The 13,616-nt window shown below is 63.9% G+C and carries 14 protein-coding genes and 1 tRNA gene; 8 read left to right on the top strand and 7 right to left on the bottom strand.

All coding sequences use genetic code 11. From position 1 onward, the window contains the following. The first annotated feature begins 14 nt into the window (after positions 1–14). The 4 genes from hutI to AAFF19_RS14645 all read left to right on the top strand — a co-directional run bounded on the left by hutI (position 15) and on the right by AAFF19_RS14645 (position 3,824). A complete protein-coding gene (gene hutI, locus AAFF19_RS14660) occupies positions 15–1,271 on the top strand; it encodes an imidazolonepropionase (protein ID WP_342720468.1) in 1,257 nt (418 codons plus the stop codon). Then, positions 1,268–2,659, top strand: a complete 1,392-nt coding sequence (locus AAFF19_RS14655) for a formimidoylglutamate deiminase (RefSeq protein WP_342720467.1) — start codon at positions 1,268–1,270, stop codon at positions 2,657–2,659. Before hutI ends, AAFF19_RS14655 begins: the two co-directional genes overlap by 4 nt. A 21-nt stretch (positions 2,660–2,680) precedes the next feature. Beyond that, on the top strand, positions 2,681–3,496 hold the full coding sequence (gene hutG, locus AAFF19_RS14650) for an N-formylglutamate deformylase (protein ID WP_342720466.1): 816 nt from the start codon (positions 2,681–2,683) through the stop codon (positions 3,494–3,496). Between the two features lie 118 nt (positions 3,497–3,614). Further along, entirely contained in the window at positions 3,615–3,824 is a 210-nt protein-coding gene (locus AAFF19_RS14645) for a hypothetical protein (RefSeq protein WP_008905663.1), read from the top strand. Between the two features lie 30 nt (positions 3,825–3,854). Here the strand turns inward: AAFF19_RS14645 and asd are convergent, their stop codons facing one another. From asd to AAFF19_RS14610, 7 genes are all read right to left on the bottom strand, one after another. Further along, the gene (gene asd, locus AAFF19_RS14640) at positions 3,855–4,706 is read right to left on the bottom strand and encodes an archaetidylserine decarboxylase (RefSeq protein ID WP_342720465.1); all 852 of its coding nucleotides are present in this window, start codon (positions 4,704–4,706) and stop codon (positions 3,855–3,857) included. A gap of 62 nt (positions 4,707–4,768) precedes the next feature. Beyond that, positions 4,769–5,482, bottom strand: coding sequence for an ABC transporter ATP-binding protein (locus AAFF19_RS14635; protein WP_342720464.1), 714 nt, complete (start codon positions 5,480–5,482; stop codon positions 4,769–4,771). A gap of 1 nt (position 5,483) precedes the next feature. Next, the gene (locus tag AAFF19_RS14630) at positions 5,484–6,257 is read right to left on the bottom strand and encodes an ABC transporter ATP-binding protein (RefSeq protein WP_342720463.1); all 774 of its coding nucleotides are present in this window, start codon (positions 6,255–6,257) and stop codon (positions 5,484–5,486) included. Beyond that, positions 6,250–7,248 (bottom strand): branched-chain amino acid ABC transporter permease, encoded by a 999-nt coding sequence (locus AAFF19_RS14625; protein WP_008905667.1) that lies wholly within the window; start codon positions 7,246–7,248, stop codon positions 6,250–6,252. Before AAFF19_RS14625 ends, AAFF19_RS14630 begins: the two co-directional genes overlap by 8 nt. A 61-nt stretch (positions 7,249–7,309) precedes the next feature. After that, positions 7,310–8,173, bottom strand: a complete 864-nt coding sequence (locus AAFF19_RS14620; protein ID WP_008905668.1) for a branched-chain amino acid ABC transporter permease — start codon at positions 8,171–8,173, stop codon at positions 7,310–7,312. Between the two features lie 21 nt (positions 8,174–8,194). Then, positions 8,195–8,836, bottom strand: coding sequence for a LysE family translocator (locus AAFF19_RS14615; protein WP_008905669.1), 642 nt, complete (start codon positions 8,834–8,836; stop codon positions 8,195–8,197). Positions 8,837–8,988: 152 nt separating this feature from the next. After that, a complete protein-coding gene (locus tag AAFF19_RS14610; RefSeq protein WP_342720462.1) occupies positions 8,989–10,176 on the bottom strand; it encodes an ABC transporter substrate-binding protein in 1,188 nt (395 codons plus the stop codon). A 692-nt stretch (positions 10,177–10,868) separates the two neighbouring features. Between AAFF19_RS14610 and AAFF19_RS14605 the strand changes: the two genes are divergently transcribed. The 4 genes from AAFF19_RS14605 to AAFF19_RS14590 all read left to right on the top strand — a co-directional run bounded on the left by AAFF19_RS14605 (position 10,869) and on the right by AAFF19_RS14590 (position 13,504). Next, positions 10,869–11,828 carry an HPP family protein gene (locus AAFF19_RS14605; RefSeq protein ID WP_342720461.1) on the top strand — a complete coding sequence of 320 codons (960 nt, stop codon included), beginning with the start codon at positions 10,869–10,871 and terminating at the stop codon, positions 11,826–11,828. 283 nt (positions 11,829–12,111) lie between these two features. Then, positions 12,112–12,366, top strand: coding sequence for a translation initiation factor IF-1 (gene infA, locus AAFF19_RS14600; protein ID WP_008905672.1), 255 nt, complete (start codon positions 12,112–12,114; stop codon positions 12,364–12,366). 86 nt (positions 12,367–12,452) lie between these two features. After that, positions 12,453–12,529 (top strand) — tRNA-Pro (locus tag AAFF19_RS14595). A 171-nt stretch (positions 12,530–12,700) separates the two neighbouring features. Continuing rightward, positions 12,701–13,504 (top strand): heparan-alpha-glucosaminide N-acetyltransferase, encoded by an 804-nt coding sequence (locus AAFF19_RS14590; protein WP_342720460.1) that lies wholly within the window; start codon positions 12,701–12,703, stop codon positions 13,502–13,504. Positions 13,505–13,616 lie beyond the last annotated feature (112 nt).

The following is a 13,616-nucleotide window of genomic DNA, read 5'->3' as shown; positions in this document are numbered from 1 at the left end:
ATTATGTAGCGATTATGACAACATTCACAGCCCCCAGCGCCGACGGCCTCTGGTACGACGTGCGGCTCGTGCCCGAACTCTCGGTGCCTGACCAGCCCCTGGCCGATGGCGATGCCGCCTGCATCGTGGTGCAGGGCGGAGCCGTGCAATGGACAGGGCCCGAATCCTCTCTGCCAGCCGCCTATGCCGGCCTGCCGCGCCACGATGGCCGCGGTACCCTGGTCACCCCCGGCCTGGTCGATTGCCACACGCACCTGGTCTATGGCGGGCAACGCGCCAACGAATTTGCGATGCGACTCGCAGGCGCCACGTATGAAGAGGTGGCCAAGGCGGGCGGGGGCATCGTGTCGTCGGTGCGCGCCACGCGCGAGGCCAGTGAAGACGAACTCTTCGCGCTGGCTGCGCCGCGCCTGCAGGCGCTGCTGGACGAAGGCGTGTGCGCCATCGAGATCAAGTCGGGTTACGGCCTGGCGCTGGAGCACGAACGCAAGCAGCTGCGCGTGGCCCGCCGCCTGGGCGAGGCCTTTGGCGTGACGGTGCGCACCACCTTCCTCGGCGCGCATGCGCTGCCGCCCGAATACGTGGGCAAACCTGGCGGTAGTCAGGACTACACCGACCTCGTCTGCAACGACATGCTGCCTGCGCTGGCGGCCGAAGGCCTGGTCGATGCCGTGGACGTGTTCTGCGAACGCATTGCCTTCACGCTGGCGGAGACCGAGCAGGTGTTCCAGGCTGCACAAAAGCTGGGCATCCCCGTCAAACTGCATGCGGAGCAGCTGTCCGACATGGGGGGGGCGGCGCTGGCCGCGCGCTATGGCGCGCTGTCGTGCGACCACATCGAGCACCTGTCGGCCGACGGCATCGCTGCGATGAAGGCTTCAGGCACCGTGGCCGTGCTGCTGCCCGGCGCCTACTACACGCTGCGCGATACGCACCTGCCGCCCATCGCGGCACTGCGCGCAGCGGGCGTGCCCATGGCCGTCTCTACCGACCACAACCCCGGCACCTCGCCCGCACTCAGCCTGCTGCTCATGGTCAACATGGCCTGCACGCTGTTCCGCCTGACGGTGCCCGAGGCGCTGGCAGGCATTACCACCCACGCTGCGCGCGCGCTGGGCCTGCAAAGCACCCACGGCCTTCTCGCATCCGGGAGGCCCGCCAACTTTGTGCTGTGGCCGGTGGGCGAGGCGGCCGAGCTGGCCTACTGGCTGGGCCATAAGCCCACCTGCACCATCGTGCGGCAAGGGCGCATTCACGGAGTCATGCCATGACGCAACAGCTGTTCGCCACAGATGCTTTGCTGCCCACGGGCTGGGCGCGCAATGTGCTGATCACCTGGGATGGGGCAGGGCGCATCACTGCCGTCACGCCTAACGCTCAGCCCGCCGGTGCCGCCGTGGCCCCGGGCCCCGTGCTGCCCGGCATGCCCAACCTGCACTCGCACGCCTTTCAGCGCGCGTTTGCGGGCCTGACCGAATACCGGGGTGAAAGCCAGGACAGCTTCTGGAGCTGGCGCAACCTGATGTACCGCTTTGCCGCGCGCATCACGCCCGAGTCGCTGGAGGCCATTGCCACCTGGCTGTACGTGGAGATGCTGGAGGCGGGCTACACCAGCGTGTGCGAGTTCCACTACGTGCACCATGACCAGGATGGCACGCCCTATGCCGATGACGCCACGCTGTCGCTGGCCCTGCTGCGTGCAGCGCAACGTGCGGGCATTGGCATCACGCTGCTGCCGGTGCTGTACCAGACGAGCGGCTTTGGCGCCAAGCCACCGCGTGCGGACCAGGCACGCTTCATTCGCAGCACCGACAACGTGCTCTCATTATTGGAGCGCCTTGCGCCCGCTGCTCAAGCGCAAGGGGCCGTTTTGGGCCTCGCACCGCACTCATTGCGCGCGGTGCCGCCCGGCAGCCTGGCGGCTGCCGTGCAGGGCCTCACGGCGCTCAACGCGCAGGCGCCCATCCACATCCACATTGCCGAGCAGACGCAGGAGGTTCAGGATTGTGTGGCCTGGAGCGGCCAGCGCCCGGTGCAGTGGCTGCTGGAGCACGCACCCGTGGACGAGCGCTGGTGCCTGGTGCACGCCACGCACATGACCCCGCAGGAGTACCAGGACGCAGCGCGCACGGGCGCCGTGGCGGGCATCTGCCCCACTACCGAGGCCAACCTGGGTGACGGCATCTTCGACATGCCGCTGTGGCTGCAGCACGGCGGGCGCTGGGGCGTGGGCTCGGACAGCCATGCCTGCGTGAATGCGGCAGAGGAATTGCTGATGCTCGAGTACGGCCAGCGCCTGTCGCTGCGCCAGCGCAATGTGCTGGCCGCCGCAGCGCAACCCGAGGTGGCCACCGCCATGACCTTGCAGGCCGTGCAGGGCGGGGCGCAGGCCGCAGGCCGCGCCATGGGTGGGCTGGCAGGCCTGGTGGTCGGCCAGCAGGCCGACCTGGTGGCGCTGGATGCGCGGCACGTGGCGCTGCGCGATTTGCCTGCGCATAGCATGCTGTCGGCCCATGTGTTTGGCAGCCACCGCACCTCGGCCATCGACAGCGTGTGGGTGGCGGGGCAGCGGCGCATCACGGGCGGCCGACACACGCTGCACGATGCGGCGGCCCATGCGTTTGTAGCGGCGCGCTCGGCCACCATTGCATCCGATTGAATTCATATCCGTGAGCTTGTGATGACCGATACCTCTCCACCTCCTTTTGTCTTTTACCCCGGTACCGCGCCGCTGCTGGTGTCCATGCCCCATGCGGGTACCTATGTGCCGCATCCGCTGGCCGCGCGCTTCACCGACGAGGCACGCCAGGTACCTGACACCGACTGGCACATGGAGCGCCTCTATGCGTTTGCCAAGGACATGGGCGCGTCCATCCTCGTGGCCACGTACTCGCGGTATGTGGTCGATCTGAACCGCCCGCCCGATGGGGCCAGCCTCTACCCTGGCCAAAGCGTCACCGGCCTGTGCCCGGTCGATACGTTTGACGACACGCCCATCTATGCCCGGGGCGATGTGCCCGATGATGGCGAGGTGGCCGCGCGCCGCGATGCCGTCTGGGCGCCGTACCACGCGCAACTGCGTGCAGAGCTGGACCGCATCCGTGCGCAGCATGGTGTGGCGGTGCTGTGGGATGCGCACTCCATCCGCTCGGTGCTGCCGCGCTTCTTTGAAGGCAAGCTGCCCGACCTGAACCTGGGCACGGCCAACGGCGAGAGCTGCGACCCGGCGCTGGCGCAGGAACTGCTGACCATCGCCAAAGAGGCCCGGGGCTACACCGCCGTGCTCAACGGCCGCTTCAAGGGCGGGCACATCACGCGCCAGTATGGGAACCCCGCGCAGAACATACACGCGGTGCAGCTGGAGATGACGCAGTGCAGCTACATGCAGGAGGCCCTGCCGTTTGACTACCTGCCCGAGGTGGCAGCGGGCGTGCAGCCACACCTGCGCCGCATGTTGGAGGCTGCGATGGCCTTTGCGGCAGCGCAATCAGTTTGAGTTGGGCACCCTGCGGCGGGAGGGATCGGTGCTAGTATGGCTTGGTCGGTCCACCATGGACCGCCGTCTGGGCCTGCATTTACGCAAGGGCCCGTTGTAGCGGGAGGAGCCGCGCCCCATGGACCCCACCGCTTATTACTACATGCCCCTGTTCAAGCCCGGCGCTTTTGTGCAATGGAATCACCAGCGCGAAACCGTGAGCCATGTGGTGGTGCGCCGCAATGCACTGATGGTGTACCTGGTGGGCCACGATTCCCCCGTGCACCCAGACGCACTGCACGTGGCGCCCACAGCCTTTCAGCTCACACGCGCGCCCGACCGGCTTTGAAGGCGGGCAGCCCCGCTGAAGGCGTGAGCTTTAGACGCCAGCGCGCTGCGCCATGGCTTCACCCAGCTGGATGGGGCGCGTGGGCGCCCATTGCGGGTTGAATTGCAGCGGCCCCTGCGGGAACAGCATCACCACGGTGGAGCCGAGCAGGAAGCGGCCCATTTCTTGCCCCTGCTGAAGGCTCACCTGGCCCTTGGCGTAGTCCCACTGCCGCAGCACGCCGGTGCGCGGCGGATTCACCTGCCCATGCCACACGGTCGCCATGCTGCCCACAATGGTGGCACCCACCAGCACCAGCACAAACGGCCCCTGGGCCGATTCAAAAAAGCACACCACGCGCTCATTGCGTGCGAACAGGCCGGGCACACCACGGGCCGTGGTGGGGTTCACCGAAAACAGGTCGCCCGGCACATACACCATGCGCGTGAGCTCGCCTGTGCAAGGCATGTGGATGCGGTGGTAGTCGCGCGGGCTCAGGTACAGCGTGGCGAAGTGGCCGTTGTCAAAACGGGCTGCGGCGGCCGCATCGCCACCCACCAGGGCGGTGGTGGAGTAGGTGTGCCCCTTGGCCTGGAAGACCTGGTCCTTGGCAATGGGGCCGAACTGGCTGATGGCGCCGTCCACAGGGCAGATCAGGTCGGCCTGGGCCAGCGGGCGGGCGCCTGGCTTGAGCGCCCGCGTGAAGAAGTCGTTGAACGACGTGTAGCTGGCAATGTCGGGATTCGCCGCTTCGGCCATGTTGACGTTGTAGCGAGCGACAAACCTGCGGATCACCGACGTGGTGAGGCCCCCGAGGCGGGCCGACGCAAACTTGCCCGCCAGGGTGGTCAGTGCCTGCTTGGGCATAAGGTATTGCGGCAGAACTGCCAGGCGATCAGACACGGGCGAACCCCTCGAAGACGAAAGCGGACGATTCTATCGGCGCGCGCAGGGCCGCCGCCGATTCATACACCGAGGTACTGCTCCAGCAGCTGGGGCTCGGCAAGCAGCGCGTCTGAGCTGCCCTCAAACACCACCTGGCCCTTGACAAGGATGACATTGCGGTCGGTGATCTGCGTGACGTGCTTCCAGTTCTTGTCCACGATCACGCTGCTGATGCCGCTGTCCTTGATGAGGCTGCAGATGCGCCAGATCTCGCGCGCAATCAGCGGTGCGAGGCCTTCGGTGGCTTCGTCGAGGATGAGCACATCCGGGTTGGTCATCAGCGCGCGGCCAATGGTCAGCATCTGTTGCTCGCCCCCGCTGAGCTGCTGGCCACCGTGGCCCAGGCGCTCCTTCAGGCGCGGGAAGGTCTCCAGTACACGCTCGTAGGTCCAGTCGCGCTGGCCGCGTGTGCCGGCGCGCGCGGCCATCTGCAGGTTTTCGACCACGCTCAGGTTGCCGAAGATACCCCGGCCCTCGGGCACGTAGGCAATGCCCAGCCGGGCCACTTCGTAGGGCGGCTTGCCCGTCACATCGCGGCCCGCCACGGCCACGCTGCCCGAGCGGGGCTTGACCAGGCCCATAAGCGATTTGAGCAAGGTGCTCTTGCCCATGCCGTTGCGGCCCATGAGGCCGATCGTCTCGCCCTGGCCTACCGTGAAGTCAATGCCGTGCAGGATGTGGCTGCTGCCGTAGAACGTGTGGATGCCCTTGGCATCGATCCATGGAGTGCTCATCTCAGTGGTCCTCACCCAGGTAGGCAGCCTGCACCATGGCATCGGCGCGCACCTCGGGCGGTGTGCCATTCGCAATCACTTCGCCGTTGACCATCACGGTGAGGTGGTCGGCCAGTGCAAACACGGCATCCATGTCGTGCTCTACCAGCATGATGGCGTGGGCGGGCTTGAGGCGCTGAAGCAGCTCGACCATGCGCTCGGCCTCGGCCACGCCCATGCCGGCCAGGGGTTCGTCAAGCAGCAGCACCTGGGGCTCGGTGGCCAGGGTCATTGCGATTTCGAGCTGGCGCTGTTCGCCATGGCTCATGGCCCCGGCGATGGCCATGCGCCGGTTTTTCAAGCCAGAAAGCTCGATAGCGCTTTCCAGGCGTGCGTTGGTAGCTCTGTTTTTTATAGTGTCTGAGCGGGTGTCCTGCCACCAGCGCAACGGGTTCCAGGGCTGTTGTGCATCGCGCGACTGGGCGGCCAGGCGCACGTTTTCGTGCACGGTGAGCGGTAGAAAGATGTTGGTCTTCTGATAACTGCGGCCTAAACCCTGGCGCGAGATGCGCTCGGGCGCCCAGCCAGTGACTTCGGTAGCACCCAGGTGCACCTGGCCCGACGTGGGCACAAGGTCGCCCGAGAGAAGGTTGGTCAGCGTGGATTTGCCCGCGCCGTTCGGGCCGATCACCGCATGGATCCGGCCGCGCCACAGCTCGACCGACACGCCATTCACGGCGGCGAGACCGCCAAATCGTTTGGTGAGCTGGCGCGCCGAGAGCAATACCTCAGCCATGGCGCTCGTCCTCCGTCGCCTGGGTGGCCCGGCGCTGCCCCAGCATGCCCAGCAAGCCGCGGGGCGCCGCCACCACCACCAGCACAATGAACCCGCCCATCAGCAACTGCCAGTGCTTGGTGATGTCCTTGAACACATGCAACAGGTATTCGAATGCAAAAGCACCGACGATGGCGCCCGCAAAGTTGCCCATGCCGCCCAGGATGACCATCATGATGGCGTGGGCGCTCATGTGAAAGCCCATCAACTCGGGGTTCACGTAGCCTGTCTGGGCACCCCACAGATATCCAGCCAGGCCCGCCAGTGCGCCCGCCACGGTGAACGCGGTGAGCTTGTAGCCGCGGGTGCCAAAGCCCATCGCGCGCATACGGTGCTCATTGATGCGGATGCCCGCCAGCGCACGGCCCAGCGGGCTCCACAACAGGCGCCGCAGCAGCACATAGACCAGCACGACCAGCGCCAGGGTGAAGTAGTAAAACGTCTTGCGACCTTCCAGGTCGAACGGCAGCCAGCCCAGGATGGACGCATCAGGCCGGAAGTTGATGTACAGCCCGTCTGATCCCCCCAGCACCTTGTTGTCGAAGAACAGGTAGAAGACCATCTGCGCGAACGCCATGGTGACCATGATGAAGTAGATGCCATGGGTGCGCACCACAAAGAACCCGATCACCAGCGCCACGAGGCCGGACACAGCCACTGCGAGCGGCAGCGACCACCACAGGCTGACCGGCATGTCCGCAGGGGTAAGAAAGGCGAGGGCGTAGCCCGCCACGCCAAAGTAGGCGGCGTGACCGAGCGACACCAGGCCAGTCACACCCTGGAGCAGATCCAGGCTCATGGCAAAAATGGCCATGATCATCATGCGCGTGACCATCTGAACGTAGAAGTCGGTGCCGACCACAGGGAACAACAGCAGCGCAGCCAGGCCGAGCCCCAGGGCGAACTGCACGCTGCGCGGCAGCGCTTCAATATTGGCGCGGGGCGTGCTCATGCGGGTGAACCTGGTCGAGAAACGGGTAACGTTTGCGTAACAAAAAGCGGGGGGTGTGCTGTCATTGTTTGAAAAGGCCTTCGGGTTTCCACAGCAGCACGGCGGCCATCAGCATGTAGACCAGCATCCCGGCCATGGAGGGGAGCAGTACCTTGCCGAAGGTATCGACCAGCCCCACAAGCAGGGCGGAGATCAGCGCGCCCCGCACCGATCCGATGCCGCCGATGACCACCACCACGAAACACATGATGAGCACCGACGAACCCATGTTCGGGTAGACGCTGGAGACGGGTGCGGCCACCATGCCCGCCACCGCTGCCAGGCCCACACCGAGCGCGAAAACGATGGCGTGGATGAGCTTGATGTTCACCCCCAGTGATTCGGCCATGTCGCGGTTGAAAGCTCCAGCGCGAATCTTCATGCCCAGGCGGGTTCTGGAGATCAGCAGATACAAACCAATCGCCAGTGCAATGCAGACGCCCGAGATGAACAGGCGGTATATCGGGTACGAGAGGGTGTCGGTGAGTGGTATGGACCAGTCCAGCACTGCCGGGATGGCGACACCGTGCACGTCATCACCCCACAAGATGGACCGCAGCTCCTCAAAGATGTAGATGAGGCCGAAAGTCAGCAGCACCTGATCGAGGTGGTCGCGGTGATAGAAATGCCGAATCAGCAGCCATTCGAGCGCGAGACCGAACACCACGGCCAGAGCCGCGCCACCCACAATTGCCAGCGTGAGGCTGCCAAAGTAGCCCGAGAGTGAATACGCAAGGTAGGCACCCAGCATGTAAAAGCTTCCGTGTGCCAGGTTCACCACGCCCATGATGCCGAATATGAGCGTGAGCCCGGCGGCCAGCATGAACAGCAGCAACCCGTACTGCACGCTGTTGAGCAGCTGGATCAGAAAGGTGGCGAAATCCATGGTGGGCAAACAGACTGGAGATCAGGTGGCGCGGCGTGTGGCCAGCAAAAGGGTGCCCATCAGTGTGAACAGGCCGCCCGAGATGCGGTTGAACCAGCGCATGCGTGCGCCAGAACGCAAAACGGGTGCCAGCCTTGCTACACCCAGTGCACAAAGCGTGAGCACTGTGCATTCAAAAGCTGCAAAGGTGCTTGCCAGCACGGCAAACTGCGGCGCAAAGGCGGCGGTCGGGTCCAGAAACTGGGGGAAAAACGCCGTGAAGAACAGCAGGGCCTTGGGGTTGCTGCCGCCCACGATCAGACCCTGGATGTAGAGCTTGCGCGCGGGCACAACGGCCTTGGCCTGTGTGCCGCTGGCGGGCATCTTGTCAAACACCGTGGTCGGGCCGCGAAACGTCTTGATGCCAAGCCAGATCAGATATGCCGCGCCCGCAGCCTTGAGCACCCAGAAGGCAGTCTCCGATGCCGCCAGCAATGCGCCCAGGCCCAGGGCCGAAAGCAGCATGGTGCCCAGCACTGCCGTCACGCTGCCTGCAGCAGCGGCGAGGGCCTTGCGCGGGCCGTACTGCAGAGAATTGGTCATGCACATGAGCATCGTCGGGCCGGGCGAAAGAACCAGCAGGGCCACTGCGGCGAAGTAGAGCAGGTAGGTACTGAGCGACATAGGATCGGGTGGAAGGCAGGTGGCCGCAAGGTCCGGGCGCACAGCAGACAGTCCTGCCCTGGCGGCAGTCCATCAATGCATTGTGTCAAAGCTGGGGGCGAGCCGGACCCGAGGTCCAGCACGCGCCGTGTCCCGGGCCGTGGGTGAGCGCCTCAGCCCATGCGGCAGCCGGCACCGCTGTCGGCCAGGGCCTTGGCGGCAATGCCGATCACCTTGTTTTCCTTGTTTTCGACGCGGCGCAGGTAGATGTCCTGCACCGGGTTGTGTGCCTTGCTCATCGTCCACTTGCCGCGCGGGCTGTCGATGGTGGCGCTCTCCATGGCCTTGATGATGGCTGGCTTGGCAGACAGGTCGCCCTTGACGGCGTTGGCACCCTGCACCAGCAGCAGACCGGTGTCATAGCCTTGCACGGCGTACACATCGGGCTGGCTGCGGAAGGCCTTGGCGTATTCCAGGCGGAACTGCTTGTTGCGCGGGGTGTCCAGCGAGTCGCTGTAGTGCATCGTGGTGATGATGCCTTCGGCCGCCGGGCCTGCAGCCTCCAGCACCCCTTCGGTCAGAAAGCCCGATCCATACAGCGGAATCTTGTCCTTGAGCCCGGCAGCTGCATAGTCACGAATGAACTTGGCCGCACCACCCCCGGCGAAGAAGCACGCAACCGCATCGGGCTTGAGTGCGGCTATCTCGGTGAGCAGCGCCTGGAACTCCACATTGGGGAACGGCAATCCGAGCTCTTTGACGATCGTACCGCCTGCCTTGGTATAGCTGTCCTTGAAGCCCTCGAAAGCTTCGTCGCCCGCAGCGTACTTCCAGGTGATCCAGACGGCCTTCTTGTGGCCCCTTTGCACCATGGCCTTGCCCAGGGCCAGCGTGGGCTGGGAATTGCTGAACGACGTACGGAATACGTTGGGTGCACACAGGGCACGGGTGGCTGCGTGAACGCCCGCATTGGGGATCAGGTTGAGCACGCCGGTGTCGCGCGCCACTTTCTGGATGCCCATCTGCACGCCGGAATGAACGGTGCCTATCAGCACGTCGACCTTGTCACGCTGGACCAGCTTGCTGGCGTTCTCGACGCCTTTGCTGGGTTCGGATTCATCGTCCACCTTGAACCATTCAATATCACGCCCACCGAGCTTGCCGCCTTGCTGGTCGATGGCAAGCCGGACACCGTTCTCGATCGCCACCCCCAACTGGGCAAAGGTGCCTGTGTAGGGCAGCATGAATCCCACACGCACTTTGCCACTCTGAGCGCGCACGATGGAGGGCAGCAGCAGCCCTGTGGATGCTGCGCCGACAAGGGTGGCGCTGCGGCTGAGAACGAGGCGGCGGGTGGTCATGGATCTGTCTCCTTTGTTTAGGCTTAAAGTAATTTACTCCAAGCAATCTGTGGTGAATACCTATGGGTTACCCGTACCGGCGGACCCGTCTTCACAAGGTTCAACGGTGCCTGGCGGCCTATCTGGTGCGTCGCTTCGAGCAGTGCCTCATCTGTTCATTGAGCACCCCGCGCAAAGGGTGGCCTTGCGTGTCTCGACCTGCTCCGTGTCTATGAATTCAACTGCATTTTTAGTGGTGATATGCAATGTAAGTCATAAAAATCCATTGAACCTCGTTTCCACTCCGGGTCGAGGCTTGCAAAAAATTCGAATCGCCCGCAGCGGGTTGCAGATGGCCGTGTGGGTGATCAGGGCGAGACGTGGGAGTGCGGACAGGCATCGGCGACACTTGCGGTTGCGAAAGCTCGTTCAGTTATTCACCGGGGACGTCGCCTGTCCCCAGACTGTCTATCCCAGGACGTCAGCGCTATTTCTATTTTGTCTTCATGTCCGGTTTTCAACCCTCCACATCATCCCCACCCCAGCCTCCAGTGCGTATGCGCCTAGTCAGATGGTTGGGGCATTTCTGGCCTGCTCCCCTTGGCATTGACGGCCGTGAAAGGCTACGTTTCATCGCTGGCGCGGTCTTCGGCGTTCTTTTGACGGCTGTGCTCAGCCGGTGGTGGGCAGGTGCTGCGGGGTCAGGTCCGTGGATGGTGGCATCCCTCGGAGCCAGCGCGGTGCTGGTTTTCGGGATGCCTTCCAGCCCGCTGGCGCAGCCGTGGCCGGTGCTGGGAGGGAGCACCTTGTCAGCGCTGGTTGGAGCCATCTGCTCGTCTGCGATTCCCGATATGGCGCTCGCAGGTGCCGTGGCGGTCGGACTTTCGGTTGCCCTGATGGTGCCCTTGCGCTGCCTGCATCCGCCGGGCGGGGCCATGGCGCTGTATGTGGTGTTGACCGCGGGGGATGGATGGCACCTGGCGGCGTTTCCCATCCTGTTCAACGTTGTGGTGCTGGTGGGTACGGCCGTGGTGTACAACAACCTCACTGGACGCAGATATCCGCACCCCCAGCGCGTTGAAGCGGACGGCGATGTGGCGAATGGGGCTTTTACAGCCTCGGATGTGGATGCAGCGCTGGCCCACTACAACCAGGTGCTGGACGTCAGTCGCGCTGACCTCGAGGGCCTTTTGCATCTTGCAGGGCGTGCCGCGTTCCAGCGAACCTTGGGTGAGGTGCGTTGCGCTGACATCATGTCGCGGCCGCCGTTTGCGGTGGAGGCCGGTGTTTCATTGAAACAAGCCTGGGAATTGATGCGGTCCAAGCAAATCAAGGCGCTGCCCGTAGTGGACGGGCAGAATCAGGTGATCGGCATCGTGACGGTCGCGGATTTTATGCGGCTGGCGAATCTGGACACGCACGAAGGTCTGGGGCAGCGCTTGCGGTCGCTGGTGATGGGACGGGGAAGCCAGCCCAAAGACGTGGGCGAAATCATGACCCATCCGGTTCAGGTGGCACTCACGTCGCAGCACGCCATGGATCTGGTCCCCTTGTTCTCCCAGGGCGGACATCACCATATCCCGATCGTGGATTCGCAAGAGCGCCTCGCAGGTGTCATCACACAGACGGATCTCGTGCGTACCCTTGCCTCGGCGGTCCGGGGTCGTGATTGACGCCCTTCGCAACGCCAGAGAGGGCGGGTAACGGTGGTTTGAACCAAGGCCATAGGCAACGCGCAGTACATCGCGGTACAATTGAAAGGCTTTGCACAGCGCCCATGCTGTCCATTGAAGCCGTCTCCCCGGCCCTCTGCCTGATCTGCGCCCCGGGTGCAGCGACTCCCACCGCCCCGCAATGCACCGCGTGTCGACCATCGACCGCGTCGTAGGTGCCGTGGTGGGTGCATCCAGCGTTCAGGCGCCGATCACAGAATATTTGTTGGAAGAGATTCAGAACATGGCTAAAGAAGAACTTATTGAAATGCAAGGCTCCGTGACGGAAGTCTTGCCTGACTCGCGCTTTCGCGTCACGCTGGACAATGGTCACCAGCTCATTGCCTATACGGGCGGCAAGATGCGCAAGCACCACATTCGTATTTTGGCGGGTGACAAGGTTTCGCTGGAGATGTCTCCGTACGACCTTTCCAAAGGGCGCATCACATTCCGCCACCTCGCTGGCCGCGGCCCTGGCCCTTCCAGCAGCAACCGTTGAATTTTTTGCTGGCAGTGCTAAAAAATCACAAAAAGCATTTGTGAACTTCAAAATAAGGGTGATTGCCGGGTTAGAATACTAGCTGTCGGAGCGTAGCGCAGCCTGGTAGCGCATCTGCTTTGGGAGCAGAGGGTCGCGAGTTCGAATCCCGCCGCTCCGACCAATGTCTGAAGGCCTTGCAGCACACGCTGCAAGGCCTTTTTTCTTTGGCACCCCAACCACTCTGTATCGAGTTCATCGGTTTGGCCTTTGGTGCCAGCCGGGACCGTGTAAATGCGTACCATTGGCTCCTCTGGCGGGTACTGGCCCGCGCCCAGCTTTTGACGGTATTGCCATGCACCGTGCGCCCTCTTTGTTGACCGACTCATTTGCCACGTCGCAGCGCTCACCGCGCTACGAGGGCGTGGATGCCCTGCGCGGGTTGGCCATGGTGTGGATGACGGTTTTCCACTTCTGCTTTGACCTGAGCCACCTGGGGTTCTGGCCCCAGAATTTTCGCGCCGATCCGTTCTGGACGTCCCAGCGGACGGTGATCGTGAGCCTGTTCCTGTTCTGTGCCGGGCTGGGGCAGGCGATCGCGCTGCACCAGGGGCAGGGGTGGCTTCGTTTTGGTCGGCGGTGGTTGCAGATCGCTGGCTGCGCATTGCTGGTGTCTGCGGGCTCTTTCGTGATGTTTCCTCAGAGCTTCATCCATTTTGGGGTGCTGCATGGCATGGCGGTGATGCTGCTTGTCGCACGGTGCACGGCAGGCTGGGGGCGCTGGTTGTGGCTGGCGGGGCTGGTTGCGCTGGCGCTGCCGTCTGTCGCGCACCTGTTGCTCTCGGGGCCCTGGGTCGAGGCTGCACCCTGGTTCAATGGGCGCGCTTTCAACTGGTTGGGTCTGGTGTCTCGCAAGCCTTTCACAGAGGACTATGTTCCCGTGTTTCCATGGCTGGGCGTGCTGTGGTGGGGGCTGGCGTCTGGCCAGTGGGCCATGGCCAGGGGCAGGCAGCATTGGCTTCCATGGAAGCTGCCGGGTGGCCTGCGGCCGCTCGCGACGCTGGGACAATGGAGTTTGAGCTACTACATGTTGCACCAGCCGGTCATGATCGGGGTGCTGATGGTGGTGGCCTGGATGTCCAGGGGCGTGCAGGGGTAGGTTGGGACCAACCGTGGCTCGCCGGCGCTGTCTGGCGCGCCCACAAAAAAACGCGGCCTGGGCCGCGTTTTTTTGTGGCATTGCATCTGCGGTGCAGATGCTCTGTGCAGAT

It is taken from the genome of Acidovorax sp. FHTAMBA (assembly GCF_038958875.1).
Classification (GTDB): Bacteria; Pseudomonadota; Gammaproteobacteria; order Burkholderiales; family Burkholderiaceae_C; genus Acidovorax.
The sequence above is the reverse complement of the archived record's forward strand: the minus strand, read 5'-3'. Positions and strand labels throughout refer to the sequence as shown.

Excerpts from the sequence above, each read along its gene's own strand:
- hutI (WP_342720468.1), top strand. The coding sequence starts at position 15 with ATGACAACATTCACAGCCCCCAGCGCCGACGGCCTCTGGTACGACGTG.
- AAFF19_RS14655 (WP_342720467.1), top strand. The coding sequence starts at position 1,268 with ATGACGCAACAGCTGTTCGCCACAGATGCTTTGCTGCCCACGGGCTGG.
- hutG (WP_342720466.1), top strand. The coding sequence starts at position 2,681 with ATGACCGATACCTCTCCACCTCCTTTTGTCTTTTACCCCGGTACCGCG.
- AAFF19_RS14645 (WP_008905663.1), top strand. The coding sequence starts at position 3,615 with ATGGACCCCACCGCTTATTACTACATGCCCCTGTTCAAGCCCGGCGCT.
- AAFF19_RS14635 (WP_342720464.1), bottom strand. The coding sequence starts at position 5,482 with ATGAGCACTCCATGGATCGATGCCAAGGGCATCCACACGTTCTACGGC.
- AAFF19_RS14630 (WP_342720463.1), bottom strand. The coding sequence starts at position 6,257 with ATGGCTGAGGTATTGCTCTCGGCGCGCCAGCTCACCAAACGATTTGGC.
- AAFF19_RS14625 (WP_008905667.1), bottom strand. The coding sequence starts at position 7,248 with ATGAGCACGCCCCGCGCCAATATTGAAGCGCTGCCGCGCAGCGTGCAG.
- AAFF19_RS14620 (WP_008905668.1), bottom strand. The coding sequence starts at position 8,173 with ATGGATTTCGCCACCTTTCTGATCCAGCTGCTCAACAGCGTGCAGTAC.
- AAFF19_RS14615 (WP_008905669.1), bottom strand. The coding sequence starts at position 8,836 with ATGTCGCTCAGTACCTACCTGCTCTACTTCGCCGCAGTGGCCCTGCTG.
- AAFF19_RS14610 (WP_342720462.1), bottom strand. The coding sequence starts at position 10,176 with ATGACCACCCGCCGCCTCGTTCTCAGCCGCAGCGCCACCCTTGTCGGC.
- AAFF19_RS14605 (WP_342720461.1), top strand. The coding sequence starts at position 10,869 with ATGGTGGCATCCCTCGGAGCCAGCGCGGTGCTGGTTTTCGGGATGCCT.
- infA (WP_008905672.1), top strand. The coding sequence starts at position 12,112 with ATGGCTAAAGAAGAACTTATTGAAATGCAAGGCTCCGTGACGGAAGTC.
- AAFF19_RS14590 (WP_342720460.1), top strand. The coding sequence starts at position 12,701 with ATGCACCGTGCGCCCTCTTTGTTGACCGACTCATTTGCCACGTCGCAG.